General features: G+C 64.2%; 28 protein-coding genes. 16 read left to right on the top strand and 12 right to left on the bottom strand.

Annotated elements, in window-relative coordinates; genetic code table 11:
* Positions 1–17: 17 nt before the first annotated feature.
* The 3 genes from CW305_RS13275 to CW305_RS13265 form a co-directional block, all read right to left on the bottom strand.
* Positions 18–899, bottom strand: coding sequence for a hypothetical protein (locus tag CW305_RS13275; RefSeq protein WP_104098107.1), 882 nt, complete (start codon positions 897–899; stop codon positions 18–20).
* A 15-nt stretch (positions 900–914) separates the two neighbouring features.
* The gene (locus CW305_RS13270) at positions 915–1,397 is read right to left on the bottom strand and encodes a curli production assembly protein CsgB (RefSeq protein ID WP_104098106.1); all 483 of its coding nucleotides are present in this window, start codon (positions 1,395–1,397) and stop codon (positions 915–917) included.
* A gap of 194 nt (positions 1,398–1,591) precedes the next feature.
* Positions 1,592–2,176 (bottom strand): helix-turn-helix transcriptional regulator, encoded by a 585-nt coding sequence (locus CW305_RS13265; protein ID WP_041015247.1) that lies wholly within the window; start codon positions 2,174–2,176, stop codon positions 1,592–1,594.
* A gap of 262 nt (positions 2,177–2,438) precedes the next feature.
* Here CW305_RS13265 and CW305_RS13260 point away from each other — a divergent pair, with 262 nt between their 5' ends.
* The 4 genes from CW305_RS13260 (at position 2,439) to CW305_RS13245 (ending at position 6,187) form a co-directional block, all read left to right on the top strand.
* Positions 2,439–4,154 (top strand): OPT family oligopeptide transporter, encoded by a 1,716-nt coding sequence (locus tag CW305_RS13260; RefSeq protein WP_104098105.1) that lies wholly within the window; start codon positions 2,439–2,441, stop codon positions 4,152–4,154.
* A 70-nt stretch (positions 4,155–4,224) separates the two neighbouring features.
* Positions 4,225–5,298 (top strand): AI-2E family transporter, encoded by a 1,074-nt coding sequence (locus tag CW305_RS13255; protein WP_104098104.1) that lies wholly within the window; start codon positions 4,225–4,227, stop codon positions 5,296–5,298.
* Between the two features lie 116 nt (positions 5,299–5,414).
* Positions 5,415–5,741 carry a hypothetical protein gene (locus CW305_RS13250; protein WP_104098103.1) on the top strand — a complete coding sequence of 109 codons (327 nt, stop codon included), beginning with the start codon at positions 5,415–5,417 and terminating at the stop codon, positions 5,739–5,741.
* Positions 5,742–5,893: 152 nt separating this feature from the next.
* The gene (locus CW305_RS13245) at positions 5,894–6,187 is read left to right on the top strand and encodes a hypothetical protein (RefSeq protein WP_104098102.1); all 294 of its coding nucleotides are present in this window, start codon (positions 5,894–5,896) and stop codon (positions 6,185–6,187) included.
* Between the two features lie 82 nt (positions 6,188–6,269).
* On the opposite strand, the gene serA is transcribed toward CW305_RS13245, so the two are convergent.
* Positions 6,270–7,499, bottom strand: a complete 1,230-nt coding sequence (gene serA / locus CW305_RS13240) for a phosphoglycerate dehydrogenase (protein ID WP_103456062.1) — start codon at positions 7,497–7,499, stop codon at positions 6,270–6,272.
* 199 nt (positions 7,500–7,698) lie between these two features.
* Here serA and CW305_RS13235 point away from each other — a divergent pair, with 199 nt between their 5' ends.
* The 4 genes from CW305_RS13235 to CW305_RS13220 all read left to right on the top strand — a co-directional run bounded on the left by CW305_RS13235 (position 7,699) and on the right by CW305_RS13220 (position 11,746).
* Positions 7,699–9,093 carry an FAD-binding oxidoreductase gene (locus tag CW305_RS13235; RefSeq protein ID WP_104098101.1) on the top strand — a complete coding sequence of 465 codons (1,395 nt, stop codon included), beginning with the start codon at positions 7,699–7,701 and terminating at the stop codon, positions 9,091–9,093.
* 28 nt (positions 9,094–9,121) lie between these two features.
* Positions 9,122–9,787, top strand: coding sequence for a fumarylacetoacetate hydrolase family protein (locus CW305_RS13230; RefSeq protein ID WP_104098100.1), 666 nt, complete (start codon positions 9,122–9,124; stop codon positions 9,785–9,787).
* A gap of 93 nt (positions 9,788–9,880) precedes the next feature.
* On the top strand, positions 9,881–10,777 hold the full coding sequence (locus CW305_RS13225; protein ID WP_104098099.1) for an SdiA-regulated domain-containing protein: 897 nt from the start codon (positions 9,881–9,883) through the stop codon (positions 10,775–10,777).
* Positions 10,778–10,849: 72 nt separating this feature from the next.
* The gene (locus CW305_RS13220; protein ID WP_104098098.1) at positions 10,850–11,746 is read left to right on the top strand and encodes an SdiA-regulated domain-containing protein; all 897 of its coding nucleotides are present in this window, start codon (positions 10,850–10,852) and stop codon (positions 11,744–11,746) included.
* A 35-nt stretch (positions 11,747–11,781) separates the two neighbouring features.
* Here the strand turns inward: CW305_RS13220 and CW305_RS13215 are convergent, their stop codons facing one another.
* Positions 11,782–12,126 carry a YegP family protein gene (locus CW305_RS13215; protein ID WP_104098097.1) on the bottom strand — a complete coding sequence of 115 codons (345 nt, stop codon included), beginning with the start codon at positions 12,124–12,126 and terminating at the stop codon, positions 11,782–11,784.
* Positions 12,127–12,225: 99 nt separating this feature from the next.
* Positions 12,226–12,897, bottom strand: a complete 672-nt coding sequence (gene rpiA, locus CW305_RS13210) for a ribose-5-phosphate isomerase RpiA (protein WP_014821851.1) — start codon at positions 12,895–12,897, stop codon at positions 12,226–12,228.
* Positions 12,898–13,055: 158 nt separating this feature from the next.
* On the opposite strand from rpiA, the gene ilvA reads away from it, so the two are divergent.
* Together ilvA and CW305_RS13200 are read left to right on the top strand one after the other, a co-directional pair.
* Entirely contained in the window at positions 13,056–14,570 is a 1,515-nt protein-coding gene (ilvA, locus tag CW305_RS13205) for a threonine ammonia-lyase, biosynthetic (RefSeq protein ID WP_245890996.1), read from the top strand.
* Positions 14,571–14,590: 20 nt separating this feature from the next.
* Positions 14,591–15,019 (top strand): DUF2269 family protein, encoded by a 429-nt coding sequence (locus tag CW305_RS13200; protein ID WP_023444537.1) that lies wholly within the window; start codon positions 14,591–14,593, stop codon positions 15,017–15,019.
* A 33-nt stretch (positions 15,020–15,052) separates the two neighbouring features.
* On the opposite strand, the gene CW305_RS13195 is transcribed toward CW305_RS13200, so the two are convergent.
* Positions 15,053–15,706, bottom strand: coding sequence for a histidinol-phosphatase (locus CW305_RS13195; protein ID WP_014821848.1), 654 nt, complete (start codon positions 15,704–15,706; stop codon positions 15,053–15,055).
* 183 nt (positions 15,707–15,889) lie between these two features.
* Here CW305_RS13195 and CW305_RS13190 point away from each other — a divergent pair, with 183 nt between their 5' ends.
* Together CW305_RS13190 and ptsP are read left to right on the top strand one after the other, a co-directional pair.
* Positions 15,890–16,369 (top strand): RNA pyrophosphohydrolase, encoded by a 480-nt coding sequence (locus tag CW305_RS13190; protein ID WP_014821847.1) that lies wholly within the window; start codon positions 15,890–15,892, stop codon positions 16,367–16,369.
* Positions 16,370–16,393: 24 nt separating this feature from the next.
* The gene (gene ptsP / locus CW305_RS13185; RefSeq protein WP_014821846.1) at positions 16,394–18,667 is read left to right on the top strand and encodes a phosphoenolpyruvate--protein phosphotransferase; all 2,274 of its coding nucleotides are present in this window, start codon (positions 16,394–16,396) and stop codon (positions 18,665–18,667) included.
* A gap of 19 nt (positions 18,668–18,686) precedes the next feature.
* Here the strand turns inward: ptsP and CW305_RS13180 are convergent, their stop codons facing one another.
* Entirely contained in the window at positions 18,687–19,442 is a 756-nt protein-coding gene (locus CW305_RS13180; protein WP_104098095.1) for an NRDE family protein, read from the bottom strand.
* A gap of 146 nt (positions 19,443–19,588) precedes the next feature.
* Here CW305_RS13180 and CW305_RS13175 point away from each other — a divergent pair, with 146 nt between their 5' ends.
* From CW305_RS13175 to CW305_RS13160, 4 genes are all read left to right on the top strand, one after another.
* Entirely contained in the window at positions 19,589–20,371 is a 783-nt protein-coding gene (locus CW305_RS13175; protein WP_104098094.1) for a sulfite exporter TauE/SafE family protein, read from the top strand.
* 10 nt (positions 20,372–20,381) lie between these two features.
* Positions 20,382–21,182, top strand: coding sequence for a prolipoprotein diacylglyceryl transferase (gene lgt / locus CW305_RS13170; protein WP_104098093.1), 801 nt, complete (start codon positions 20,382–20,384; stop codon positions 21,180–21,182).
* A 107-nt stretch (positions 21,183–21,289) separates the two neighbouring features.
* Positions 21,290–22,084, top strand: coding sequence for a thymidylate synthase (locus CW305_RS13165; RefSeq protein WP_014821842.1), 795 nt, complete (start codon positions 21,290–21,292; stop codon positions 22,082–22,084).
* A gap of 87 nt (positions 22,085–22,171) precedes the next feature.
* Complete coding sequence (locus CW305_RS13160; protein ID WP_041015235.1) at positions 22,172–22,945, top strand: ParA family protein; 774 nt, start codon at positions 22,172–22,174, stop codon at positions 22,943–22,945.
* 12 nt (positions 22,946–22,957) lie between these two features.
* Here the strand turns inward: CW305_RS13160 and CW305_RS13155 are convergent, their stop codons facing one another.
* The 4 genes from CW305_RS13155 to CW305_RS13140 are packed head-to-tail and all read right to left on the bottom strand — an operon-like array spanning position 22,958 to position 26,334.
* Entirely contained in the window at positions 22,958–23,944 is a 987-nt protein-coding gene (locus CW305_RS13155; protein WP_104098092.1) for a branched-chain amino acid ABC transporter permease, read from the bottom strand.
* Entirely contained in the window at positions 23,944–24,831 is an 888-nt protein-coding gene (locus CW305_RS13150) for a branched-chain amino acid ABC transporter permease (protein ID WP_104098091.1), read from the bottom strand. Before CW305_RS13150 ends, CW305_RS13155 begins: the two co-directional genes overlap by 1 nt.
* Complete coding sequence (locus tag CW305_RS13145) at positions 24,831–25,535, bottom strand: ABC transporter ATP-binding protein (RefSeq protein ID WP_104098090.1); 705 nt, start codon at positions 25,533–25,535, stop codon at positions 24,831–24,833. Before CW305_RS13145 ends, CW305_RS13150 begins: the two co-directional genes overlap by 1 nt.
* Positions 25,528–26,334 (bottom strand): ABC transporter ATP-binding protein, encoded by an 807-nt coding sequence (locus CW305_RS13140; protein ID WP_104098089.1) that lies wholly within the window; start codon positions 26,332–26,334, stop codon positions 25,528–25,530. Before CW305_RS13140 ends, CW305_RS13145 begins: the two co-directional genes overlap by 8 nt.
* Between the last annotated feature and the right edge of the window lies 1 nt (position 26,335).

Raw genomic sequence — 26,335 nt, 5'->3', positions numbered from 1 at the left:
GCTGGAGGGTAGTTGCGCTACTGCTGGACGATGGTGGCGCTGTTGCCGGTGCCGCTCTGGTGGATCGTCGCGACGCCGGGCAGGCGGGTGAAGTCATTGGCCGGCAGGCTCTGGCGGATCATCGCCTCGTTGGCGCTGCCCAGTTGGGTGATGGTGGCCTGATGACCGTAGTTGCCCTGTTCGATGCTCGCCAGGTTGTCGTTGCCGTTCTGGATCACCGTGGCCTGGTTGGACATGAAGCTCTGGGCGATGTCGACGCTGTTACCGCTGCCGGTCGACGAGCCACTGATGCGGCCGCCGAAGCCGTTCTGGTCGACCGTCAGCCGGTTGCTGTCGCCGCTCTGGGTGAAGTCGAGTTCGTTGTGGTAGTCGTTCTGCTGAATCTCGGCGATGTTGTAGGTGCCGGCCTGGGCGATGTTCATGCGATTGCCGTCGCCCTGGTAAATGTCGGCCAGGTTGCCCAGACCGTCCTGGGACACGATCATCCGCGACCCTTCAAAGTAGCCCTGCTGGTCGAAGGTCAGCACGTTGTCGTCGCCGCGCTGCTCGATCTGTGCGGTGACGAAGGCGGTCTGGCTGCCGGTGATCTGGTTGCCGTTGCCGATGCTGCTGGCATCGACCGTGCTGGTACGTCCGGTCTGTTCGATGGTGGCGACGTTGGCGTTACCGATCTGCTGCAGGTTGGCGACCTTGAAGTAGGCCTCGCCGATCTGCGTAATGCTGGCGGTGTTGAGGTTGCCGATCTGGCTGACGTCCATGGTGCTGGACTCGACCAGGCCGATCTGTTGCAGCTCGGCGACATTGTCCGTGCCGACCTGCTCCAGTTCGATGCTGTTCTGCGCCATGGCCTGAGTGGCGGCGAGGGTGAGCAGGGTGGCAATTGCCGTAGGCTTGAACATGAACTCTCCTGATCGCTAGCGACCCTGCACGATATTGATCTGCTGGCCGACGCCGTATTGCGTCACCGCGCTGTGCAGGCCCTGGCCGGTCTGCTCGATGCGCGCATCGTTATAGGCGCCGTACTGGCTAATGCTGGCCTGGTTGTCGCTGCCGGTCTGGCGGATTTCGGCGTAGTTGCCCTGGCCGACCTGCTCGATGACCGCCATCAGGTTATCGCCGTGCTGCAGGATAAAGGCTTCCTGATCGCCGCCCTGCTGCAGCATCTGCGCGCTCAACGCCTGGCCGTTCTGAGTCAGCTCGGCGAGGTTGCCCTGGCCGAGCTGCTGAATATAGGCGGCTCTGGCGTCGGTCAGCTGAACCGCAAGCTGGGTGGCGGTGGTGCCAAGGGGTGAAAGATCGCCGTTGTCCATCAGGTCGGCGGCCATCAGCGGCGCGCAGGCCAAGCAGGCAACCAGGGCAGACAGTGATGTGGCGCGGGGCAGGGCGTAACGGGCCATTGGCGTGTACCGGATGACAGTGGTCGCGATTCTTGAACGCGGCGGACACCCTTGAACATCCATCGGATGATGTAAAAGACGTAGCACGAGCAATTCGCTCGGGATTAATGCCTGGCACGGGCGTGACGCTTTCGCACCGTGCCAGAGCGTCTCAGTGACGTTCCGTTAGGCCGCCCGTCGCTGCGGGACGCTACTCAAGCGCTACAGGACTTGTCCCAGTCGAGATGACTACGCAGCAGGTACGCCGCCTCGGCCCGATTGGAGGCGCCGATCTTGCGCAGCAGATTGTGGATATGACTCTTGATCGTGTGCGGGCTGAGGCACAGCTGCTCGGCGATTTCCGCATTCGACAGCCCCTTGCCGGCGAGGCTCAGGATCTCGCGCTCGCGCAGCGTCAGGCTGGACTTGGTTTCAGCGAGCTGGCGCATGCGCCGCCACTGGCCCAGCAGCCTCTCGGTGAGGACCCGTGGCAGCCAGTCGCCACCCTTGAGCAGCACGCGGATGCCCTCGAGCAGGTGCTCGCGGGTGGCGTGGCTGTAGAACACCCCGCGAATCACCGGGTGTCTTTCGACCAGCTGCTCGGCCTGCTCGGGGACGATATTCACCAGCGCCACCGGTGTGTGCTCGTCGAGCTGGTCGATCAGGCTGGATATCTGTTCGGCTTCGCTATGGCCGGCGTCGACCAGAAACAGGTCGGCTCCGCGATTGTCCGGTGATTGCAGTCCGGTCAGCGCAACTTCGACTTGCGCCTGTTCGCCTAGAAAGTGGCGAAAGAACAACCCAAGCAGTTCATTGCCGGTTAACAGCGTGACAGTTGGGGAGGATGTGTCCCGTGTAAGCTCCGCGTCCATGTTCGGTACCTAGTCAGTCGGGCGTGATTGATTAAAAAGTTACTAAACGACCAGCACCTTGCAGCGAAGTTCAGCCGAGAGATGGCGAACGGGCATTATCCAGCCAGCACGTGCACAACTCCGCCAGGTCGAACGCGAGGCATCGGAAAGGGCGCGCGTTTTTGCACCGGGCGGCTGCTAAGGTAGGGGAATGATCGCGACCACCTCTGCCGTTTCGTCTCGTGAACTGACCCTGCGTGCCTTGCTCACCGGTCTGCTGCTGGGTGCGCTGCTGGCACCGTCGAATGTCTACTCGGGCCTCAAGATCGGCTGGTCGTTCAATATGTCGATCATCGCGCTGCTGATCGGCTTCGCGTTCTGGCAGAGCATTGCCGTCGCGTTCGGCCGCCCGCGCTGGTCGCTGCTGGAAAGCAACATCAACCAGACCGCCGCCTCGTCCTGCGCCTCGATCATCTCCGGCGGGCTGGTGGCACCGATTCCCGCCTATACCCTGCTCACCGGTCAGCAGCTGGACAGCCTGCCGCTGATGGCCTGGGTGTTCTCGGTGAGTTTTCTCGGGGTCTGGGTGGCCTGGTACCTGCGACCCTCGCTGATCGTCGAGTCGGGGCTGCGCTTTCCCGAGGGCATGGCGACCCTGGCGACGTTGCAGCAGATCTACAGTCATGGCGCCGAGGCCGGGCGCCGGCTCTGGGTACTGGGCGGTGCCGCCGTGCTGGCCGCCGGGAGCAAACTGGTCGATATCTTTTTCTGGACGCTGCCGCGCTGGGCCCCTTCGGCGCAGCTGGAACGCCTGACGTTCAGCTTCGAACCCTCGCTGCTGTTGCTCGGCTTCGGCGGCATCATCGGGTTGCGCGTCGGCCTGTCGCTGCTGCTCGGCGCCGTGCTGGCCTGGGGCCTGATCGCGCCCTGGCTGCTGGCCGAGGGACTGGTGCGCTTGCCGGCTGCCGCCCAGGGGCCGCAGTTCGCCGCGCTGATCGAATGGCTGTTGTGGCCGGGCGTGAGCCTGATGGTCTGCGCGACGCTGACCTCGCTGGGCCTGCGCCTGCTGCGCTCACGCTCGCCAATGACACGCCGGCGGCCGGTGCTGCGGCGCCCGCACGGCTGGCCAGCGGCCGGTTTTGCGCTGTCGGTAGGACTGGTGCTGGCGCTGCAGGTCAGCCTGTTCGGCATCGACCCCTGGCTGGCGGCGCTGTCGATTCCGCTGGCGCTGCTGCTGGCGATGGTTGCCGCGCGGGTCGTCGGCGCGACCGGGATTCCGCCGATCGGCGCCATCGGCCAGCTGTCGCAGCTGAGCTTCGGCGTGTTCGCCCCGGGCCAGGTGCCGGTCAATCTGATGAGCGCCAACACCGCCGGTGGCGCGGCGGGGCAGTGCACCGATCTGCTCAACGACTTCAAGGTCGGGCATGCCATCGGCGCTGCGCCGGGGCGTCAGGCGCTGGCGCAGTGCTTCGGCATTCTGCTCGGCAGCGTGGTCGGCGTACTGGCCTATCAGCTGCTGATTCCCGATCCACAGAGCATGCTGATCACACCCGAATGGCCGGCTCCGGCGGTTGCCACCTGGAAAGCAGTGGCCGAAGCCTTGACCGGCGGCCTGGGCGCGCTCGCTGCCGACATTCGCTGGGCGATGCTCGCTGGTGCGCTCTGCGGGGTGCTGCTCGGGACGCTGGAAGGGCTGCTGCCCGAACGCCGGCTGCGCTGGTTGCCGAGCTCCGCGGCGCTCGGCCTGGCATTCATCATTCCGGCGTCGATTTCGCTGATGATGACCTTCGGTGCCGTGCTCGCCTGGGCCTTCGCGTCACGCTGGCGCAGTCTCGGCGAGCGCTTCGTGATTGTCGCCGCGGCTGGCCTGGTGGCGGGCGAGAGCATGGCCGGCGTCGGCGCCTCGCTCTGGCAGCTGCTGCGCTGATTGGCGGCAACAGCTGAATTAATGCGCGGCGCGGTCTGTCGTACCTCTTGTACTCACGAGGGGGAGCATCATGTCCACGTCGACACCGCAGAACGATGCCAAGACGGTCGCCAATCGCACGATTGTGCAGGCCGCGGTGCTGGCCGTCGTGGTGCTGCTGAGCATCGTCGCCTGGCTGGCGTTCGATTTCATCCTGCTGCTGTTCGCCTCGATTCTTTTCGGTGTGCTGATTCACGGCGTGAGCCGCTGGCTCTGCAGCAAGACGGCGCTGTCCTACAATCTGTCCATGGCGGTGTTCTTCGTGCTCTTGCTGCTCGGCCTGGGGGGCGGCGGCTGGCTGGTCGCGCCGAGCATCGCCGAACAGGCCGATGCGCTCTCCGATTCGCTGCCCGAGGCCGTGGAGCGCCTGCGTGAGCGTGCCGAGCAGTTGCCTTGGGCGAATGAACTGCTGCAGCAGCGCGAACGCCTGGAGGACTCGCTGCCCGACGGCTCTAGCGCGTTCAGCGTGGTCACCAAGGTGATGGGCTCGATCGTCGGTGCGCTGAGCAGCTTCGCCATTGCCTTCGCCATCGGCATCTGCCTCGCCATCAATCCGCAGATATACGTGCGCGGGCTGCTGAAGCTGATTCCGCTGGGCTATCGACCGCGCGCAGCGGAGGTGCTCGACGAAAGCGGCTCGACATTGCGGGCCTGGCTGCTGGCCAAGCTGCTGGAAATGCTGCTGATCGGCGTGCTGACCACGCTCGGTCTGTGGCTGCTGGGCATCGAGCTGGCGCTGGTGCTCGGCCTGATCGCCGGTCTGCTGTCGTTCATTCCCAATATCGGTCCGGTGCTGGCGGTGATCCCGGCGCTCCTGCTGGCATCGCTGGAGGGCGGGCGCACGGTGCTCTACGTCGCCGCGCTCTATCTGTTCATCCAGGCCTTGGAAAGTTATGTGTTCACGCCGTGGATGCAGCAGCGCATCGTCTCGGTTCCGCCGGCGCTGACCATCGCCGTGCAACTTCTGTTCGGCCTTCTGGCCGGTACTCTGGGTCTGCTGCTGGCGACGCCACTGGCAGCTGTCGGCATGGTGCTGGTGCGCATGCTCTACGTTGAGGATCTGCTCGGTGACCGGCCGCAGGCGACCGACGGTCCTAGTGCCTAGCCGCTCTGGCCGGGCGTTCTACAGGGCTGTCACGTTTTGTAAATGCTGACGACGAAACCCCTGACCCGTCCCGCTGCCGGATTACATGAACCCCCTGAAAATATGCAGGAGTCATCATGAACATGCACAAGATTGCGGCATTCACCCTGGCGGGACTGCTTTCCAGCGCGGCATTCGCTGCCGGCAATACCAGTACCGGCGCCGATACCGGCCACCGTGATTCGAAGGGACACAGTACCGAGCAGCCTGGAACCATGGGCGGCACGGGCAACGGAATGGATTCGACCTCCGATACCGGCAAGATGCCGGACGAGACTGAGCGCCCGGCGACCACACACGGTAGCGATCACGGTACCGGCGTCGATGCTGGCGGCGATGGTGCGGCTGGTAAGCAGGGTACGACCGGTACGGGCGGCGAGGGCGGTGAACGCGGCGCCTACTGATCCATCGGTTGCACCTGAACGGCCCGGCAGGCTCAGCTTGCCGGGCCGTTCTGCGTTCAGCCTGACCGCTCGGCCGTTGCCGGCAGTTGTGCGGAAACCTTTGTCGGTGCCGGCGTGCCGAACCTGCAAGAGCAAAGATCGGGAGGTGCACGATGGACCTGCTGCGTATGAGCATTCTGCTGGTGCCACTGCTGGGCGCAACGAGCGCCCTGGCCGAGACTACCGGGCCGACCAATCCGGAAAAGGCGCGTCAACATCCGCTGGACAACCGCGAGCCGCGGCCGCAGTCGGATCAGCAATCGGACGAGATGGAACAGATCGAAGCACCGGTGCTGCAGCCGCGCCAGGCGCCAATCGAGACCGATGTGCCGCCGACGCCCGAGCCGCGTGACGAGCAGCCAGGGGCGGATGTCGATGCTGCGGGTAATCGGGTGCTGCGCAGCTAGCGGAGAGCGCTCGGGTTGAGTCAGTGCGCATGAACGAAAAAGGGAGGCCGAAGCCTCCCTTTCAACGCACCGCGTCAGCGAATCAGAACAGCACGCGGCTGCGGATGGTGCCGTTGACGTGCTGCAGCTTTTCCAGCGCCAGGTCGGAGTACTCCTTGTCCACGTCGATGACGACGTAGCCGACCTTCTCGTTGGTCTGCAGGAACTGGCCGCAGATGTTGATGCCGTTGTCGGCGAAGACCTTGTTTATCTCGCTCATCACACCCGGAATGTTCTGGTGGATGTGCAGCAGGCGGTGCTTGCCCGGGTGCGACGGCAGGGCGACTTCCGGGAAGTTGACCGAGGACACCGAGGTGCCGTTGTCGCTGTACTTGACCAGCTTCTCGGCGACTTCCAGGCCGATGTTGGCTTGCGCTTCGGCGGTCGAACCGCCGATGTGCGGGGTCAGGATCACGCGGTCCAGGCCACGCAGCGGGCTTTCGAATTCCTCGTCGTTGGACTTCGGCTCGACCGGGAATACGTCGATGGCGGCGCCGATCAGGTGCTCGTCCTTGATCGCGGCGGCCAGGTGATCCAGCTCGACTACGGTGCCGCGGGCGGCGTTGATCAGGATGGCGCCTTTCTTCATGGCGCGGATTTCCTTCTCGCCGATCATCCACTGGGTGGACGGCAGCTCCGGAACGTGCAGCGAGACGATGTCGCACATGCCCAGCAGCTCGTACAGCGAGCCGATCTGGGTGGCATTGCCCAGCGGCAGCTTGGTCACCACGTCATAGAAGAAGACCTGCATGCCCAGCGCTTCGGCCAGTACCGACAGCTGCGTGCCGATGGAGCCGTAGCCGATGATGCCGAGCTTCTTGCCGCGGATTTCGAAGGAGTTGGCCGCCGACTTGATCCAGCCGCCGCGATGGCAGGAGGCGTTCTTTTCCGGAATGCCGCGCAAGAGCAGGATGGCTTCGGCCAGCACCAGTTCAGCCACCGAACGGGTGTTGGAGTAGGGCGCGTTGAACACCGCGATGCCGCGTTCGCGGGCAGCGTTCAGGTCGACCTGGTTGGTGCCGATGCAGAAACAGCCGACGGCGATCAGCTTCTTGGCGGCCTCGAAGACTTCCTCGGTGAGCTGGGTGCGCGAGCGGATGCCGATGAAATGGGCGTCGGCGATCTTCTCCTTCAGCTCCTCGGTGGACAGCGCGCCCTTGAGGTACTCGATGTTGGTGTAGCCGGCCGCCTTGAGGGTGTCGACGGCGTTCTGGTGCACGCCTTCGAGAAGAAGAAACTTGATCTTGCTCTTGTCGAGAGAGGTCTGGCTCATCTGCATTAAAACCTTAAGGCCGAAGGATAGGACTGAAGTGTCCAGCGAAGGCTGGCCGACCCGTCATTAGCGGTGTCGGGAGTCTGCCGAGGCACGTTTCAAAGGGGTGCGTATGCTAGCATACGAGCCCCGCGAAACACCCCCACCCCTGTGCTGAAGCGTGCTCAGGGTGACCATGAATCGTATGAGAGTTCCCGTGATGACCGACCCCGCCCTGATCGATGAGCTGAAAACCCTGGTCGAGCCCGGCAAAGTGCTGACCGACGCCGATTCGCTGAATGCCTACGGCAAGGACTGGACCAAGCATTTCGCTCCGGCGCCCTCGGCCATCGTCTTTCCCAAGAGCATCGAGCAGGTTCAGGCCATCGTGCGCTGGGCCAACGAGCGCAAGGTCGCGCTGGTGCCTTCGGGCGGTCGCACCGGGCTTTCCGCAGCGGCCGTGGCGGCCAATGGCGAGGTGGTGGTGTCGTTCGACTACATGAACCAGATTCTCCAATTCAACGAGATGGATCGCACCGCCGTCTGCCAGCCGGGCGTGGTCACTGCGCAGCTGCAGCAGTTCGCCGAGGACAAGGGGCTGTACTACCCGGTGGACTTCGCCTCCGCCGGCTCCAGCCAGGTTGGCGGCAACATCGGCACCAACGCCGGTGGCATCAAGGTGATTCGCTACGGCATGACCCGCAACTGGGTCGCCGGCATGAAGGTGGTAACTGGCAAGGGCGACGTGCTCGAACTGAACAAGGATCTGATCAAGAACGCCACCGGCTACGACCTGCGCCAGCTGTTCATCGGTGCCGAGGGCACCCTGGGTTTCGTGGTCGAGGCCACCATGCGCCTGGAGCGCCAGCCGACCAACCTCACTGCGCTGGTGCTGGGCACCCCGGATTTCGATTCGATCATGCCGGTGCTGCACGCCTTCCAGGACAAGCTGGACCTGACCGCCTTCGAGTTCTTCTCCGACAAGGCGCTGGCCAAGGTGCTGGCGCGTGGCGACGTGCCGGCGCCGTTCGAAACCGACTGCCCGTTCTACGCGCTGCTGGAATTCGAGGCCACCACCGAGGAGCGCGCCGATCAGGCGCTGGCGACCTTCGAGCATTGCGTCGAGCAGGGCTGGGTGCTCGATGGCGTGATGAGCCAGAGCGAGCAGCAGCTGCAGAACCTGTGGAAGCTGCGCGAGTACATCTCCGAGACCATCAGTCACTGGACGCCGTACAAGAACGACATCTCGGTGACCATCGCCAAGGTGCCGGCCTTCCTCAAGGAGATCGACGCCATCGTCGGCGAGCACTACCCGGACTTCGAGATCGTCTGGTTCGGCCACATCGGCGACGGCAACCTGCACCTGAACATCCTCAAGCCCGATGCGATGGACAAGGACGAGTTCTTCGGCAAGTGCGCCACGGTGAACAAGTGGGTGTTCGAAACCGTACAGAAGTACAACGGCTCGATCTCCGCCGAACACGGCGTCGGCATGACCAAGCGCGACTATCTCGAATACAGCCGTTCGCCGGCGGAAATCGAGTACATGAAGGCAGTCAAGGCGGTGTTCGACCCCAACGGGATCATGAACCCGGGCAAGATTTTCGCGGCCTGAACGGCCCACGGATTACCAGGAGTCTTCGATGAGCTACCAGCACCACTACACCGATGGCACGCCGATCCACTATCCGCTGGGTAAGGTGGTCTGCATTGGCCGCAACTATGCCGAGCACGCCAAGGAACTGAATAACCCGGTGCCGACCGAGCCGCTGCTGTTCATCAAGGCCGGCAGCTGCACGGTGCCGCTGGACGACGGCTTCAGCGTTCCGAGCGACCGCGGCGCCGTGCATTACGAAGCGGAAATCGCCGTGCTGATCGGCAAGCCGCTGTCGCGCAAACCGAACGAGGAAGAGGTGCGCGATGCCATCTCCGGCTTCGCCCCGGCGCTGGACCTGACCTTGCGCGACGTGCAGGCGAAGCTGAAGGAAAAGGGCCATCCGTGGGAAATCGCCAAGAGCTTCGACGGCGCCTGCGTGCTGGCGCCGTTCGTGCCGGGCGATGCGGTGGAGGATCTGGGCGACATCGGCATCCGCCTGACCATCAACGGCGAAGTCCGCCAGGACGGCAACAGCAGCCAGATGCTCAATGCCATCCTGCCGCTGCTGCAGCACATTGCCGGGCATTTCAGTCTGCAGCCGGGCGACGTTGTGCTGACCGGCACGCCGGCCGGTGTCGGCCCGCTCAAGCAGGGCGATCAACTGGTGCTGGAGTTGATCGGGCTGTCGCGTTTCGAAAGCCGCGTGATCTGACCTGCGCGCGGCGGGGCAAACCCGCCGCGTCTGCTGCTTCTGTGCGAACCGCTCTCGTGTTGTAATCCGGCACCTTCCGCCGGAGCGCTGTTCATGCCCGTTCGTTATTCCCGCTGGCGTCTGATCGTCGCCGCCATCCTGCTGTTGCTTTTTATAGCGCTGCTCGTCGCCACGCGCCTGCTGCACTGGGACGATCAGCTGCAGCTGTACTGGGGTGAGCGTTCGGTCAGCGCCGAACAGCGTGCAGCCAGCATCTGGCTGCCGGATTACGAGTTGACCCTGGAAACCACCCTGGCCGGCCTGGAAGACGAGGAAACTTCAGGACTGACCTGGAATCCCCTGACCGGCACGCTGTTCACCGTAACCGGCGAACAACTGGTCGAGTTCACCCCGGCTGGCGTCGTGCTGCGGCGCGTCGTGCTGACCGGCTTCGCCGATCCCGAGGCGGTGGAGGCCCTGGGTGACGGCCGTCTGGCGATCGTCGATGAGCGCCGTCGGCTGGTGGCGGTGTTCCGTCTGGAGCCCGGCGTGGAAAGCCTCGATCTCGATGATCTGGCCAGCTATGACCTGGGCTTCGCCGATGCCGGCAACAAGGGCTTCGAGGGACTGGCCTGGAACCCGCGTACGCAGCGCCTGCTGCTGGCCAAGGAACGTGATCCGCAGGGCCTGTTCGAGCTCCCATTCCCCGGCGAGGACGGCGCCGCCGGGGCGCTGCAGGCCGTGCCCGGGCAACGGCTGCTGGTTCGTGACATTTCCTCCGTCGCCATCGACCCGCGCAGCGGCCACACGCTGATGCTTTCCGACGAGTCGCGGCTGCTGGTGGAGCTGGACCTGCAGGGCAAGCCGCGCAGCTTCATCAGCCTGTTCGGCGGACTCAATGGGTTGGTACATGGGATCGAGCAGGCCGAAGGTGTGGCGATGGATGGCGAAGGCAACATCTACGTGGTCGGCGAGCCCAACCGCTTCTACGTATTCAGCCGCAGGCGCTGAATGGCCGCATTAAGCTTGGTGTAAGCCTGACTGAAGACAATCGCTCGCCCATCAGAACAACAGTAGGTCTCTATGCGTGCGTTGAAATTGTTTACGGCGGCATCATTGGCTGTGGCGCTGTTGCTGGCCGTCGCTGCCGGCATTCATTACCGCCTGTTCGAGCGTGGCTGGTTCCATCTCAACCAGTGGCATCGCGGTGAACCGGCGGAGGACGCCTCATTGTGGCTGCCGGATTACCAGGTGACGATCCAGGGCAAGGTGGTCGAAGGAATCGACGACGATCTCTCGGCGCTGACTTTCGACCCGGATCGCAACAGTCTGATCGCCGTCACCAATGGCAATCCACACCTGCTCGAACTCAGCCTGGAGGGCGATCTGCTGCGCGCGATCCCGCTCGTTGGCTTCGGCGACCCGGAGGCTGTCGAGTACATCTCTGCCGGCGTGTATGTGATCAGCGACGAGCGCCGGCAGCGCCTGTTTCGGGTCGAAGTCGACGAGCAGACGACCATTATTGATGCCACGCACGCCTCACAGCTTTCGCTGGGCATCGACCTCAACGGCAACAAGGGCTTCGAGGGCCTCGCGTACGATACGGCCGGCGGACGCCTGTTCGTCGCTAAAGAGCGCAACCCGGTCAAGATTTTTGAAATCGCGGGCTTTCCCTATTCTGCCGAAACGCCAGCAGTACATATCAATGAACACGAAGCCAGACTGTTCGTGCGTGATCTGTCCAGTTTGCAGTTCGATGAGCGCAGCGGACATCTGCTGGCGCTGTCCGACGAATCGCGGCTGGTGGTCGAATTGGGAAGCAAGGGCCAACCACTCAGCAGCCTGGCACTGAACGCCGGCAAGCATGGGCTGGAACAGGATGTGCCGCAGGCGGAAGGCATCGCGATGGGGCCGGACGGCACGCTGTATGTAGTCAGCGAGCCGAACCTGTTCTACGTGTTCAGCAAGCAGGCCAGGTGATCGGTTACCGCCTCGATCACCGGCTTTGAAGGCGGTCAGGCGGCCGACGCGCTTTCGTCCTGCAGGGCGGCATTCGGTGCGTGGCGTAGTACCGAGTCGCAACCCTGCTCGGCACTGTGCAGGCTGGCGTACATCTGACTCTGGCCGATGACCTGCCCGTTGGTTGCCTTGAGCACGAAAAAGTACTTGCCGTTGCTCGACTCCTTGACCTCGAACGCACCTTCGCGCACCGTGTTCTTGCGCACCGAATCGATGCCGTTGAGCGCCGAGGCATGGGCCTTGTACTGCTCGCTGGACAGGATGACCTGACCGTTGCCGGCCAGAAGATTGAAATGGAACTGGCCGTTGCTGGATTTCTTCAACTGGAATTTGCCGGACATGGCGACACCTCCTGTGATGAGCTGCGGCGGACTCGTCGCAGCGCACCTAAAGCGTAGTCGCCAGTTCGGCGTCGCGCCGTTGCGCTTCGCCGCGGCGGATCAGCGCTTGAGTGTCTGCACGCCGTCCTTGGTGCCGAGCAGTAGCAAATCCGCCGGGCGCATGGCGAACAGGCCGTTGCAGACCACGCCGACGATGTCGTTGATCTTGCCTTCCAGTTCCGGCGCGAAGCCGATCATCAGGTTGTGCACGTCGAGGATGACGTTGCCGTTGTCGGTGACCACGCCGTCGCGGTAGACCGGGTCGCCGCCGAGCTTGACCAGCTCGCGGGCAACATGACTGCGCGCCATCGGGATGACTTCCACCGGCAGCGGGAAGGCGCCCAGCTGCTCGACCAGCTTGCTGCCGTCGGCGATGCAGATGAAGGTCTTGGCTACCGCGGCGACGATCTTCTCGCGGGTCAGGGCGGCGCCACCGCCCTTGATCAGCTCCAGGTGCTTGTTCGCCTCGTCGGCGCCGTCGACATAGAACTCCAGTTCGCTCACCGAGTTCAGGTCGTAGACCGGGATGCCGTGCTGCTTCAGACGCTCGGCGGTGGCTTCGGAGCTGGCCACGGCGCCGTCGAAGAAGCCCTTGTGCTTGGCCAGCAGGTCGATGAAGAAGTTGGCGGTGGAGCCAGTGCCGACGCCAATGATGCTGCGATCGCTGAGGTGCGGGACGATATGGTCGACGGCGGCCTGGGCGACGGCCTGCTTGAGCTGATCCTGGGTCATGGCGGGAATCCGGGCGGGAAAGACGAAGGCTCGGATTATAGCCCTCTGCCGGCGGCGGGTCTTGTCATGCCGAAGCCGTGGTGGATTGCCGGTGGTCGCCGGGGGCGTGCGGGGGGTAGACTCCTCGTTCCCTCGCAATGCCTGCCAAGACAGCCAGAATGCTCGAACATTACGTCAAGAAGATCCTCACTTCCCGCGTCTACGACGTCGCCATCGAAACCCCGCTGCAGCCCGCCCGCCAGCTTTCCGAACGAATCGGCAACCAGATTCTGCTCAAGCGCGAGGATCTGCAGCCGGTGTTCTCCTTCAAGGTCCGCGGCGCCTACAACAAGCTGGCGCAGCTGTCCGCCGAGGAGCTGGCGCGTGGCGTGGTCACGGCATCGGCTGGCAATCACGCCCAAGGCGTTGCGCTGGCGGCCAAGCAGCTGGGGATCAAGGCCACCATCGTCATGCCGCGAACCACGCCGGAGCTGAAGGTCCAGGGCGTACGTGCCCGCGGCGGCAAGGTGGTGCTGCATGGCGATGCCTTCCCCGAGGCGCTGGCCTACTCGCTGAAGCTGGTGGAAGAGAAAGGCTACGTCTATATCCACCCCTATGACGATCCCGATGTGATCGCCGGGCAGGGTACCGTGGCGATGGAGATCCTCCGTCAGCACCAGGGGCCGATCGACGCGATCTTCGTTCCGGTGGGCGGCGGCGGCCTGGTGGCTGGCATCGCCGCCTACGTGAAGTACCTCTACCCAGAGACCAAGGTGATCGGCGTCGAGCCGGACGACTCCAATTGTCTGCAGGCCGCAATGGCCGCTGGCGAGCGTGTGGTGCTCGAGCAGGTCGGGCTGTTCGCCGACGGCGTGGCGGTGGCGCAGATCGGTCAGCACACCTTCGAGCTCTGCAAGGATCATGTCGACGAAGTGATCACCGTCAGTACCGACGAGATCTGCGCGGCGATCAAGGATATCTACGACGATACCCGCTCGATCACCGAGCCGGCAGGTGCGCTGGCCGTGGCCGGGATCAAGAAATACGTCGAGCGCGAAGGCATCAGCGGCCAGGTGCTGGTGGGCATCGACTCCGGCGCCAACGTCAATTTCGACCGCCTGCGCCACGTCGCCGAGCGCGCCGAGCTGGGCGAGAAGCGCGAGGCGATCATCGCCGTCACCATCCCCGAGCAGCCGGGCAGCTTCAAGGCCTTCTGCGAGGCGATCGGCAAACGCCAGATCACCGAGTTCAACTACCGTTTCCACACCGACCGCGAGGCGCACATCTTCGTCGGCGTGCAGACGCACCCTGAGAACGACCCGCGTGCGGCGCTCGTGCAGGGGCTGCGCGACAAGGGCTTTCCGGTGCTCGACCTCACGGATAACGAGCTCGCCAAGCTGCACACGCGGCACATGGTCGGTGGCCACGCCGCCGGCGTCAGCAACGAGATGGTGCTGCGCTTCGAGTTTCCCGAGCGCCCCGGCGCGCTGTTCAACTTTCTCAACAAACTCGGCGGGCGCTGGAACATCTCGATGTTCCATTACCGCAACCATGGTGCCGCCGACGGCCGGGTAGTTGCGGGGCTGCAGGTGCCGGCCGACGAGCGCCATCTGGTACCGGCCGCGCTGGACAAGATCGGCTACCGCTACTGGGACGAAAGCGAGAATCCGGCTTACAAGCTGTTTCTCGGCTAAGCGAACCTAAAGGAAGGCAAATGGACCACTACCTCACCCTCAGAATCATTCATGGTGCGACGGCGGTGCTGTTGTTGCTGGGTGTCATCGTGCATCTGCTGATGCTGTGGAAGGCCGGCCGCGGTGGCGATCAGGCTGTGCTGCAACGCAAGCTGCAGCGCACCCGCCGACTGTCCTTGCCGCTGCTGGCCGTGATCGGCCTGTCGCTGCCGGTGACCGGCTGGTGGCTGACACATTTGGCCGGGTGGCCGCTGGGCCAGTTCTGGTTGCTGGCCAGCTCCGTGCTGTTCCTCGTGCTGATCCCGCTGGTTCTGCTGCTGGCCGGGCGTCTTGCCGCCTGGCAGGCGCCGGGCAACGCCACTGCGGCGCGTAACGCCGGCATCTATGCTGTGCTGGTGCTGGTCGTGCTGATTGCCATCACCGCCCTGATGGGCGCCAAGCCGGTCTGATTCGACCGGCTCGGGCATGACTGCTGCGCTGGCTCAGCGCAGCGAGATGATCTGCCAGCCACGTTCGGTGGCGAAGTCGCGCAGCACCGGGTCCGGATCCACCGCCACTGGGTGAGGGACGCGCTGCAGCAGCGGCAGGTCGTTGCGTGAGTCGCTGTAGAAATAGGCGTCTTCGAGAGTCTGCTCGGTTTCCGCCAGCCAGCGCTCGATGCGCTGGACCTTGCCTTCCTGGAAGCAGGGGATGTCGGTTAGACGACCGGTGTAGCGCCCGTCACGCATCTCGCATTCGGTCGCCAGCAGGGTATCGACGCCCAGGCGTGCAGCGATCGGCCCGGTGATGAAGCGATTGGTGGCGGTGATGATCACTACCTTGTCGCCCGCCTCCAGATGCTGGCGTAGCAGGGCCTCGCCCTTGCTCAGCACGATGGGCTCGATGAAATCCTGCATGAATTCGTCGTGCCACTGCTGCAGCTGCGCCATCTCGCTGCGGCCGAGCAGTTCCTGGCAGAAATTCTGATAGGCGTGCACGTCGAGATTGCCGGCCAGGTAATCCTGATAGAAGGCGTCGTTGCGTGCCTTGTACTGGGTCGGATCGACGATGCCGCGCTGGCAGAGGTATTCGCCCCAGGCGTGGTCGCTGTCACCGGCCAGCAGGGTGTTGTCGAGATCGAATAGAGCCAGGCGCACGGATGTTTTCCTCGATGATGGTCAGGGCAGCCCCAAGCATACCGGTTGCAGCGTCTTGCGCGCAGCCTCGGGCGGCCCCTCGCCGAGCGCGCGGGTACGTGCCGAACGGCGGCTTGCCGTGCTTTCGGCTTATCGCGGTTTTGTGGAACAATGCCGCGACATGCGTCTGCGAGGTTGTATGCCGTGATCGACTCCGATGGTTTTCGCCCGAACGTCGGCATCATCTTGACCAACGATGTCGGTCAGGTGCTGTGGGCCAGGCGGATCAATCAGGATGCCTGGCAGTTCCCGCAAGGCGGGATCAACGCCCGTGAAACGCCGGAAGAAGCCCTGTTTCGCGAACTCAACGAAGAAGTCGGCCTGGAAGAGCAGGATGTGAATATCCTCGCCTGCACCCGTGGCTGGTTGCGCTATCGTCTGCCGCAACGCCTGGTGCGTACCCATAGCCAGCCGCTGTGCATCGGACAGAAACAGAAATGGTTCCTGCTGCGCCTGACCAGCGCCGAAGAGCGTGTACGCATGGACCTGACCGGCAAGCCGGAGTTCGACGGCTGGCGCTGGGTCAGCTACTGGTACCCGCTGGGACAGGTGGTCACCTTCAAGCGCGAGGTCTATCGTCGCGCACTTAAAGAACTCGCACCGCGTTTACCGGTGCGGGACTGAGATTCGGGGAGAAAGCCTCTGAGCATGCTCGGCACGCTGCGCAAGATTGTCCAGGAAGTGAATGCCGCCAAGGACCTCAAGGCGGCGTTGGGCATCATCGTGCTGAGAGTCAGGGAGGCCATGGGTAGCCAGGTCTGCTCGGTCTATCTGCTCGATCCGGAAACCGAACGCTTCGTCCTGATGGCCACCGAAGGCCTCAACAAGCGCGCCATCGGCAAGGTCAGCATGGCGCCCAACGAAGGCCTGGTCGGCCTGGTCGGCACCCGCGAAGAGCCGCTCAACCTCGAACACGCCTCCGAACACCCACGCTATCGCTACTTCGCCGAAACCGGCGAGGAACGCTATGCCTCCTTTCTCGGTGCGCCGATCATCCACCACCGTCGGGTGATGGGCGTACTGGTCATCCAGCAGAAGGAACGCCGCCAGTTCGACGAGGGTGAAGAAGCCTTCCTCGTCACCATGAGCGCGCAGCTTGCCGGTGTTATCGCCCATGCCGAGGCGACCGGTTCGATCCGCGGGCTTGGCCGGCAAGGCAAGGGCATCCAGGAAACCCGCTTCATCGGCATTCCGGGTGCGCCAGGCGCCGGCGTCGGAACCGCCGTGGTGGTGCTGCCGCCGGCTGATCTGGATGTGGTGCCGGACAAGAACATCGACAACATCGATGCCGAGCTGACGCTCTTCGAAGCTGCGCTGGAGGCCGTGCGCGCCGACATGCGCACTCTCTCGGAAAAGCTCGCCACGCAGATGCGCAAGGAAGAGCGCGCGCTGTTCGATGTATACCTGATGATGCTCGACGACTCCGCCCTGGGCGGCGAAGTGACCAAGGTCATCCGTACTGGTCAGTGGGCGCAGGGCGCGCTGCGCCAGGTGGTCAGCGAACACGTGCGGCGCTTCGAGATGATGGACGACGCCTACCTGCGCGAGCGCGCATCGGACGTCAAGGACATCGGCCGGCGCCTGCTTTCCTACCTGCAGGAGGCGCGTCAGCAGACGCTGACCTATCCCGACAAGACCATCCTGGTCAGTGAGGAGCTCTCGCCGGCGATGCTCGGCGAGGTGCCCGAGGGCAAGCTGGTGGGCATGGTTTCGGTGCTCGGCTCGAGCAACTCCCACGTCGCCATTCTCGCCCGTGCCATGGGCATTCCCACGGTGATGGGCGCGGTCGACCTGCCGTATTCCAAGGTCGACGGCATCGAGCTGATCATCGACGGCTATCGCGGCGAGATCATCACCAACCCGGGCAAGGTCCTGCGCGAGCAGTATGAAGTGCTGGCCGAGCAGGAGCGCCAGCTCTCCGCCGGGCTCGACGTGCTGCGCGAGCTGCCGTGCGAGACCACCGACGGTCATCGCATTCCGCTGTGGGTGAATACCGGCCTGCTCGCCGATGTGGTGCGCGCGCAGGAGCGCGGCGCCGAGGGCGTCGGTCTGTATCGCACCGAAGTGCCGTTCATGATCAAGGAGCGCTTCCCAAGCGAGAAGGAGCAGATGGCGATCTACCGCGAGCAGCTGGAAGCCTTCCATCCGCTGCCGGTAACCATGCGCAGCCTCGACATCGGCGGCGACAAGTGCCTGCCGTACTTCCCGATCAAGGAGGAAAACCCGTTCCTCGGCTGGCGCGGTATCCGCGTCACCCTCGACCACCCCGAGATATTCCTGCTGCAGACCCGCGCCATGCTCAAGGCCAGCGCCGGGCTGAACAACCTGCGCATCCTCTTGCCGATGATTTCCGGCATCCGCGAACTGGAAGAGGCGCTGCATCTGATTCACCGTGCCTGGTGCGAGGTGCGCGACGAGGGGCTGGACGTGATCATGCCGCCGGTCGGCGTCATGATCGAAGTGCCGGCGGCGGTCTACCTGACGCGCGAGCTGGCGCGCATGGTGGACTTCATCTCGGTCGGCTCGAACGACCTCACGCAGTACCTGCTGGCGGTGGATCGCAACAATCCGCGGGTCGCCGATCTCTACGACTATCTGCATCCGGCCGTGCTCGAGGCGCTGCAGCGCGTGGTCAAGGAAGCCCATGGCGAGGGCAAGCCGGTGAGCATCTGCGGCGAGATGGCGGGCGACCCGGCGGCGGCCATGCTGCTGCTGGCTATGGGCTTCGACAGCCTGTCGATGAACGCTACCAACCTGCCCAAGGTGAAATGGCTGCTGCGTCAGATCAGCATGGATACTGCTCAGCAGCTGCTGGCGCGGGTCATGCTGCTGGACAGCCCGCAGGTCATCCACAGCACGGTCCAGCTGACCTTGCGCAACCTCGGCCTGAGCAAGCTGATCAACCCGTCCGCCGCCGTCTGAGCAATCCGCCGCTCGCCAATCAGCTCGTTGGCGGGTGGCGGTAGCGCACCTCGCCCACTGGGCCGTCCGGGCCGAAACTACGCTCCAGGATGTCCAGCGCTCCATCGGCATGACGGATCAGCGCTGTGCTGGCGCGCGTGCCGTACTCCGGGCTGGCGATGAAGACGCTCGACAGCCGCCTTTCCCATTCCAGCGGCACGCCGGTCTGCGGCAGTTCATGCTCGGCCGCTGGGCTTGGGTCCGCCAGCAGGGCGAGCAGGTTCTCAGGAGTCGCCGGGTCAAGGTTGGTCGCCAGTGCTGCGCGGGCTTTTCTCAGCTTGGGCCAGGGCGTGTCGAGGCTGGCGTTGGACAGGCCGTAGATTCCGGGCTGCAACTCCGTCGCCTCACCGCTGCGTGAGTTCAGGTGCCAGAGTGCCTGCCGATCGCCGACCAGCAGGTTGAAGCCGGCGTAGTCGGCGCGGCGGCCGGTCAGCTCGGCGAGGTAGTCAGCCGGCGGCAAGTTTCCGCGCAGGTACTGTTCCGGCAGCTCGCCGCGTGAACGTGAGCCGATCACCTGGCCGGGTGCGCGAATGTTGGTCAGTGCGGCGAAGCGTCCGCCGCTGGTGACGCCCATCCAGGTGCCGCCTGCCTGCAGGTCGCGCCCGCCGACGATCCATGGTGCATCCTCCCAGTGCCCCAGCGGCAGGCTCGGGCGGGCGTGGAACTCGTCGCGGTTGGCGGCTACCACCAGCGGTTGGGTGTGGCCGGGGCGCCAGGCGAAAACGATCAGGCACATGGGAAGGCCAAACTATGTCCGGACCGCCAAGAGTACAGGCGCGACCGGCGTATGAGCCACTGCCGGGTTTTAGCGGTCAACGTCGGGCGCGCGGGGCGGGCGCATTTTCCGCTAACATGCCGCTTTGTTTCGCCGGGACGGGGCACATGGAGTTTCTGCTGTATCTGCTGCTTGGCGGCTTCGCCGGAGTGCTGGCCGGGCTGTTTGGCGTGGGCGGCGGGCTGATCATCGTACCGGTGCTGGTATTCAGTTTCAGCGCGCAGGGATTCTCTCAGGAAATCCTCACCCACCTGGCTGTTGGGACATCCCTGGCTACCATCGTCTTCACCTCGGTCAATTCAATTCTCACCCACCATCGCAAGGGTGCGGTGCGCTGGCCGATGGTGCTGTGGATGACCTTTGGCATCCTCCTTGGCGCTGCTCTGGGCAGCCTGACCGCGGCGGCGATCCAGGGTCCGATGCTGCAGAAGATCATCGGTGTGTTCGCCCTGGCGATGGCGGTGCAGATGGGCTTCGACCTGCGGCCCAAGGCCACCGGCCAGGCGCCGGGACGGCCGGAGCTGTCGCTGGTGGGCGTGGTGATCGGCTGGGCTTCGGCGATTTTCGGCATCGGTGGCGGCTCGCTGTCTGTGCCCTATCTGACCTGGCGCAGCGTGCCGATGCAGCAGGCGGTGGCGACTTCCGCGGCGTGCGGCCTGCCGATCGCCATTGCCGGGGCGCTGAGCTTCATGGTGGTCGGCTGGCACGAGGCGCAACTGCCTGACTGGAGTCTGGGCTTCGTCTATCTGCCGGCCGTGCTCGGCATCGCGGCAACCAGCATGTTCTTCGCCAGACTGGGTGCGAAGCTGGCGCATCGTCTGTCGGCCAATGTTCTGAAACGGCTGTTCGCTCTGCTGCTGCTGAGCGTCGGCATCAATTTTCTGGTTTGAGGAGTAACGGATGCTGCCCTATCCGCAGATCGATCCGGTGGCCGTCGCCATCGGCCCCTTGCAGATTCACTGGTACGGCCTGATGTACCTGATCGGCATCGGCGGCGCCTGGTGGCTGGCTTCGCTGCGGGTGCAGCGCTTCGCACCCGAGTGGCCGAAGGACAAGCTCTCCGACCTGGTGTTCTGGGTGGCCATGGGGGTAATCGTCGGTGGCCGTCTGGGTTATGTGCTGTTCTATGACCTGGCCGCCTACATCAACCAGCCGAGCCTGATCCTGCAGGTGTGGAAGGGCGGCATGTCCTTCCACGGCGGCCTGATCGGCGTGCTGCTGTGCAGCTGGATCTTCGCCCGGCGCAACGGCAAGAGCTTCTTCGAGCTGATGGACTTCATCGCGCCGTTCGTGCCGATCGGTCTGGGCGCCGGACGAATCGGCAACTTCATCAACGCCGAGCTGTGGGGCAAGGCCACCGATGTGCCCTGGGCGATGGTCTTCCCGACCGACCCGCAGCTACTGGCGCGGCACCCGTCGCAGCTCTATCAGTTCGCCCTGGAGGGCGTCGCGCTGTTCCTGATCCTCTGGTTCTATTCGCGCAAGCCGCGGCCGACCATGGCGGTCTCCGGACTGTTCGCGGTGTGCTACGGCATCTTCCGCTTCATCGTCGAGTTCGTCCGTGTGCCGGATGCACAGCTGGGCTACCTGGCGTTCGGCTGGCTGACCATGGGCCAGCTGCTCTGCGTGCCAATGGTGCTGCTCGGTGCCGGGATGATCGCCTGGGCCTATCGCCGCGACGCCGGCCGGGCTCCGGCCTGATTCCGTTGCCCTGCCTGTCGCCATAAGGGCGACAAGCGGGGCGCAGGCCTTTTACTATTCGCGCAGCCTTTTTTCACCGCGCTTCGGCGCCTGCTTCGAGCCAATCGATGAAACAGTACCTCGACCTGATGCGCCACGTGCGCGAACACGGCACCTTCAAGACCGACCGCACTGGCACCGGCACCTACAGCGTGTTCGGCCATCAGATGCGTTTCGATCTGGCCGAAGGCTTTCCGCTGGTCACCACTAAGAAGTGCCACCTCAAATCCATCATCCACGAGCTGCTGTGGTTTCTTCAGGGCGACACCAATATCAAGTACCTGAAGGAAAACGGCGTGCGCATCTGGGACGAGTGGGCCGACGAGAACGGCGAGTTGGGCCCGGTCTACGGCTATCAGTGGCGCTCCTGGCCGGCGCCGAACGGTGAATCCATCGACCAGATCGCCAACCTGTTGGCGATGATCAAGAAGAACCCGGATTCGCGCCGCCTGATCGTTTCGGCCTGGAACCCGGCGCTGGTCGAGCAGATGGCGTTGCCGCCATGCCACGCGTTGTTCCAGTTCTACGTCGCCGACGGCAAGCTCAGCTGCCAGCTGTACCAGCGCTCGGCGGATATCTTCCTCGGCGTGCCGTTCAACATCGCCAGCTATGCGCTGCTGACGCTGATGGTGGCGCAGGTCTGCGACCTGCAACCGGGCGAGTTCATCTGGAGCGGCGGCGACTGCCATCTGTACGCCAATCACCTGGAGCAGGCCGACCTGCAGCTGACCCGCGAGCCGCTGCCGCTGCCGACCATGAAGCTCAATCCGGACGTGAAGGACCTGTTCGCCTTCCGCTTCGAGGACTTCGAACTGGTTGGCTACGAAGCGCATCCGCACATCAAGGCACCCGTTGCCGTCTGACTTTGGTCGGTTTTGCCGTCGTGGATAACCCGGCTGTCATGTTTGCCGTATAGACTCGACCGCTCAGGGACTGTCGGGAGGCGAATCATGCGTAGGGTCGTGTTCAATCAGAAGGGCGGTGTCGGCAAGTCGAGCATCGCCTGCAACCTGGCAGCGGTCAGTGCATCGCAGGGCTACCGCACGCTGCTGGTGGATCTGGACGCCCAGGCCAACTCCACGCATTACCTGACCGGGCTGACCGGCGATGACATTCCCACCGGCATCGCCGATTTCTTCAAGCAGATTCTCGCCGGCGGTACCGCTGGCAAGAAGGCGCGCCCGCCCATTCTAGAAACGGCCTTCGACAATCTGCATTTGATCAGCGCGACGGCAGAGCTGGCCGACCTGCAGCCCAAGCTGGAGGCCAAGCACAAGATCAACAAGCTGCGAAAATTGCTCGACGGTCTTGCAGAGGACTATGACCGGATTTACCTCGACACCCCGCCGGCGCTGAATTTTTATACGGTCTCTGCGCTTATCGCAGCTGATCGCTGCCTGATTCCCTTCGACTGCGACAGCTTTTCCCGCCAGGCGCTGTACAGCCTGCTCGACGAGATCGAGGAGATGAAGGAAGACCACAACGAGACGCTCGAGGTCGAGGGCATCGTGGTCAATCAGTTCCAGCCGCGTGCCGCGCTGCCGCAGCAAATGATCGATGAACTGCTGAGCGAGGGTCTTCCGGTGCTACCGGTCTACCTGATGAGTTCGGTGAAGATGCGCGAGTCGCACCAGGCCTGCACGCCGCTGGTTTACCTGGACCCGCGGCACAAGCTGAGCCAGCAGTTCGTCGAACTGCATGAACTGCTCGAAGCGAACGGCTGAGCCGGTTCGGCTTCAGTCCTCAGGGCGCCGCTCCAGCTTCTTGCCCAGCCGCGAGGCATAGAGTTCGCCGATCATCCCGCGCCGGAACACCAGTACGCAGACCATGAAGATGATGCCGGTGACCAGCGTCACCGGTAGCTCCGATGTGGCGAAGTAATTGCCCAGCGTGGTCACCAGCGCCGCGCCAAAAACCGGGCCGACCAGCGTGCCAATACCGCCGAGCAAGGTCATCAGCACCACCTCGCCGGACATCTGCCAGCTGACATCGGTCAGCGTGGCGAACTGGAACACCAGTGCCTTCAGCCCGCCGGCCAGCCCCGCCAGCGCGGCGGACATGACGAAGGCGCCGAGCTTGTAACGCGACACCGAATAGCCCAGCGAGATGGCGCGGTTCTCGTTCTCGCGGATCGAGCGCAGGATCATGCCGTACGGCGAGTGGATCACGCGCCAGATCAGCAGCATCCCGGCGAGAAACACCGACAGCACGAAGAAGTACATGTACAGCGGCTCCTCGAGATCGATGAAGCCGAACAGGTGCCCGCGCGGGATGTTCTGAATGCCGTCCTCGCCGTGGGTGAACGAAGCCTGCAGGCAGAAGAAAAAGAACATCTGCGACAGCGCCAGGGTGATCATCGTCGAGTAGATGCCCTGCCGGCGGATCGCCAGGAAGCCGATGATCAGCCCGAGAAACGCCGCGCCGGCGACGCCGACGAGAATGCCCAACTCCGGAGGCAGCCCCCATTCCTTCACCGCGTGGGCGGTGAAATACGCCGCGCCGCCGAAGAACGCCGCGTGGCCGAAGGAGAGGATGCCGGTATAGCCGAGCAGCAGGTTGAAGGCGCAGGCGAAGAGGGCGAAGCACAGCACCTTCATCAGGAAGATCGGGTAGAAGTAGAACGGTGCCAGTGCCAGCGCGACCACGCCGATCAGGATCAGCACGGTCTCCAGGCGCAGCAGCGGGCGTTTGGTGGTCGGCGTGACGTTCACCTGGCTGTTCATCAGGCGTCCCTCCCCATCAGGCCGGCCGGGCGCACCAGCAGTACGATCGCCATGATCACGAAGATCACGATGTTGGAAGCCTCCGGATAGAACACCTTGGTCAGCCCCTCGAGGATGCCGAGCATGTAGCCGGTAATGATCGCACCGAGAATCGAGCCCATGCCGCCGACCACCACCACCGCGAACACCACGATGATCAGGTTCGAACCCATCAGCGGGCTGACCTGGTAGATCGGCGCGGCGAGCATGCCGGCCAGGCCGGCCAGCGCTGCGCCCATGCCGTAGGTAAAGGTCAGCAACAGCGGCACGTTGATGCCGAAGGTGCGCACCAGCGTCGGGTTTTCCGTGGCGGCGCGCAGGTAGGCGCCGAGCTTGGTCTTCTCGATCAGCAGCCAGCTGGCGATGCAGATCACCAGTGAGGCCAGCACCACCCAGGCGCGGTACTTGGGCAGGAACATGAAGCCCAGGTTGTAGCCGCCGGCCAGTTCTTTCGGCACGGCGTAGGGCTGCCCGGAGGAGCCGTAGAAGTAGCGGAACGCGCCTTCGAGGGCGAGCGCCAGGCCGAAGGTGAAAAGCAGGCTGTAGAGGTGATCGAGGTTGTACAGCCGTGATAGCGCCAGGCGCTCGATCACCGCGCTGCACAGGCCGACGACGATCGGCGCAAGGATCAGCGCCGGCCAGTAGCCGATGCCCAGGGTGGCCAGCAGCAGGTAGCCGGCGAAGGCGCCGATCATGTACTGCGCACCGTGGGCGAAGTTGATGATCTTCAGCATGCCGAAGATGATCGCCAGGCCCAGGCTGAGCATGGCGTAGAACGAGCCGTTGATCAGACCGATCAAGAGCTGGCCGAGGAACGCCTGGATCGGTACATCGAAAATCGTCGTCATCAGACCCCCAGGGCTTCGTTGAGCGTGGTCATGCGGCCGGGCAGATCGGCGACGTCGAACGAATCGATGACCTTGCCGTGATCGACCACATAGAAGCGGTCGGCCACCTTGCTGGCGAAGCGGAAGTTCTGTTCGACCAGCAGGATGGTCATGCCGCGCTGCTTGAGCGTCTGCAGCACCTCGCCGATGCGCTGGATGATTACCGGTGCCAGGCCTTCGGTGGGTTCGTCTAGCAGCAGCAGCTTGGCGCCCGTGCGCAGGATGCGCGCCATGGCCAGCATCTGCTGCTCGCCACCGGAAAGCTTGGTGCCGGGGCTCTTGCGGCGCTCCTCTAGGTTGGGGAACAGCTGGTAGATCTCAGCCAGGGTCATGCCGCCCTTGGCGATCACCGGCGGTAGGGTGAGGTTTTCCTCGACGGTGAGGGTGGAAAAGATGCCGCGTTCCTCCGGAACGTAGCCGATGCCGTGGCGGGCGGTGCGGTGCAGCGGTACGCGCAGCATGTCCTTGCCGTCGAAGCGGATGCTGCCGCTGCGCTTGCGGATGATGCCGACGATCGAGCGTAGCGCGGTGGTCTTGCCGACGCCGTTGCGGCCGAGCAGGGTCACCGTCTCGCCCTGGTGCACGTCGAGGTCGATGCCGTGCAGGGCATGGCTTTCGCCATACCAGGCGTTGAGGTCGCGCACGCTGAGCAAGGGTTCAGTCATCGTCGGTCCCCATGTAGGCCACGCGTACGCGCTCGTCCTGGCTGACCGTGCGGTAGTCGCCGGAGGTAAGGATTTCGCCGCGCTGCAACACGGTCACCTGATGGCAGAGGTCGGCGACCACCTTGAGGTTGTGCTCGACCATCAGCACCGCGCGCTGGGTGGCGACCTCGCGGATGATCTCTGCCACCACATGCACGTCTTCGTGGCCCATGCCGGCCATGGGCTCGTCCAGCAGCAATACCTTGGGCTCCAGCGCCAGGGTGGTGGCGATCTCCAGCACGCGTTTGCGACCGTAGGAGAGATCAGCCGCCAGCTCGTTGCGCTTGTCGGCCAGGCCGACCGACTCGATCAGCTGCATGGCGCGCTCGTTGAGGCGGTTGAGCGAGCGCATCGGCAGCCAGAACTGCGTAGCCAGCCCGCCCGGCCGCTGCAGGGCAACGCGCACGTTGTCCAGCACGCTAAGGTGCGGGAATACCGCCGAGATCTGGAACGAGCGCACCAGCCCCATGCGTGCCACCTTGGCCGGGTCGGTGCGGGTGATGTCATGGTCGAGCAGGCGAATGCTGCCGCTGGTGGGCTGCAGGAACTTGGTCAGCAGGTTGAACACCGTGGTCTTGCCAGCACCGTTGGGACCGATCAGGGCGTGCACCTGTGCATGGCGCACGTCCAGGTCGACGTTGTTGACGGCGACGAAGCCGCCGAACTCCTTGCGTAGACCTCGCGCCGAGAGCATGACCGGCGCGTCCGTGGCTGTGCCGGCGGTCGGTCCGCCGGCGTTTAGGCTTTGCGCTGCAGCCATG

It is taken from the genome of Stutzerimonas kunmingensis (genome assembly GCF_002929225.1).
Lineage (GTDB): Bacteria > Pseudomonadota > Gammaproteobacteria > Pseudomonadales > Pseudomonadaceae > Stutzerimonas.
This window is presented reverse-complemented; position numbering and strand designations above follow the sequence as displayed.

Bases quoted from the DNA above. Each gene is read 5' to 3' on its own strand.
- CW305_RS13275 (WP_104098107.1), bottom strand. From the start codon at position 899: ATGTTCAAGCCTACGGCAATTGCCACCCTGCTCACCCTCGCCGCCACT.
- CW305_RS13270 (WP_104098106.1), bottom strand. From the start codon at position 1,397: ATGGCCCGTTACGCCCTGCCCCGCGCCACATCACTGTCTGCCCTGGTT.
- CW305_RS13260 (WP_104098105.1), top strand. From the start codon at position 2,439: ATGATCGCGACCACCTCTGCCGTTTCGTCTCGTGAACTGACCCTGCGT.
- CW305_RS13255 (WP_104098104.1), top strand. From the start codon at position 4,225: ATGTCCACGTCGACACCGCAGAACGATGCCAAGACGGTCGCCAATCGC.
- CW305_RS13250 (WP_104098103.1), top strand. From the start codon at position 5,415: ATGAACATGCACAAGATTGCGGCATTCACCCTGGCGGGACTGCTTTCC.
- CW305_RS13245 (WP_104098102.1), top strand. From the start codon at position 5,894: ATGGACCTGCTGCGTATGAGCATTCTGCTGGTGCCACTGCTGGGCGCA.
- serA (WP_103456062.1), bottom strand. From the start codon at position 7,499: ATGAGCCAGACCTCTCTCGACAAGAGCAAGATCAAGTTTCTTCTTCTC.
- CW305_RS13235 (WP_104098101.1), top strand. From the start codon at position 7,699: ATGACCGACCCCGCCCTGATCGATGAGCTGAAAACCCTGGTCGAGCCC.
- CW305_RS13230 (WP_104098100.1), top strand. From the start codon at position 9,122: ATGAGCTACCAGCACCACTACACCGATGGCACGCCGATCCACTATCCG.
- CW305_RS13225 (WP_104098099.1), top strand. From the start codon at position 9,881: ATGCCCGTTCGTTATTCCCGCTGGCGTCTGATCGTCGCCGCCATCCTG.
- CW305_RS13220 (WP_104098098.1), top strand. From the start codon at position 10,850: ATGCGTGCGTTGAAATTGTTTACGGCGGCATCATTGGCTGTGGCGCTG.
- CW305_RS13215 (WP_104098097.1), bottom strand. From the start codon at position 12,126: ATGTCCGGCAAATTCCAGTTGAAGAAATCCAGCAACGGCCAGTTCCAT.
- rpiA (WP_014821851.1), bottom strand. From the start codon at position 12,897: ATGACCCAGGATCAGCTCAAGCAGGCCGTCGCCCAGGCCGCCGTCGAC.
- ilvA (WP_245890996.1), top strand. From the start codon at position 13,056: ATGCTCGAACATTACGTCAAGAAGATCCTCACTTCCCGCGTCTACGAC.
- CW305_RS13200 (WP_023444537.1), top strand. From the start codon at position 14,591: ATGGACCACTACCTCACCCTCAGAATCATTCATGGTGCGACGGCGGTG.
- ptsP (WP_014821846.1), top strand. From the start codon at position 16,394: ATGCTCGGCACGCTGCGCAAGATTGTCCAGGAAGTGAATGCCGCCAAG.
- CW305_RS13180 (WP_104098095.1), bottom strand. From the start codon at position 19,442: ATGTGCCTGATCGTTTTCGCCTGGCGCCCCGGCCACACCCAACCGCTG.
- CW305_RS13175 (WP_104098094.1), top strand. From the start codon at position 19,589: ATGGAGTTTCTGCTGTATCTGCTGCTTGGCGGCTTCGCCGGAGTGCTG.
- lgt (WP_104098093.1), top strand. From the start codon at position 20,382: ATGCTGCCCTATCCGCAGATCGATCCGGTGGCCGTCGCCATCGGCCCC.
- CW305_RS13165 (WP_014821842.1), top strand. From the start codon at position 21,290: ATGAAACAGTACCTCGACCTGATGCGCCACGTGCGCGAACACGGCACC.
- CW305_RS13160 (WP_041015235.1), top strand. From the start codon at position 22,172: ATGCGTAGGGTCGTGTTCAATCAGAAGGGCGGTGTCGGCAAGTCGAGC.
- CW305_RS13155 (WP_104098092.1), bottom strand. From the start codon at position 23,944: ATGAACAGCCAGGTGAACGTCACGCCGACCACCAAACGCCCGCTGCTG.
- CW305_RS13150 (WP_104098091.1), bottom strand. From the start codon at position 24,831: ATGACGACGATTTTCGATGTACCGATCCAGGCGTTCCTCGGCCAGCTC.
- CW305_RS13145 (WP_104098090.1), bottom strand. From the start codon at position 25,535: ATGACTGAACCCTTGCTCAGCGTGCGCGACCTCAACGCCTGGTATGGC.
- CW305_RS13140 (WP_104098089.1), bottom strand. From the start codon at position 26,334: ATGGCTGCAGCGCAAAGCCTAAACGCCGGCGGACCGACCGCCGGCACA.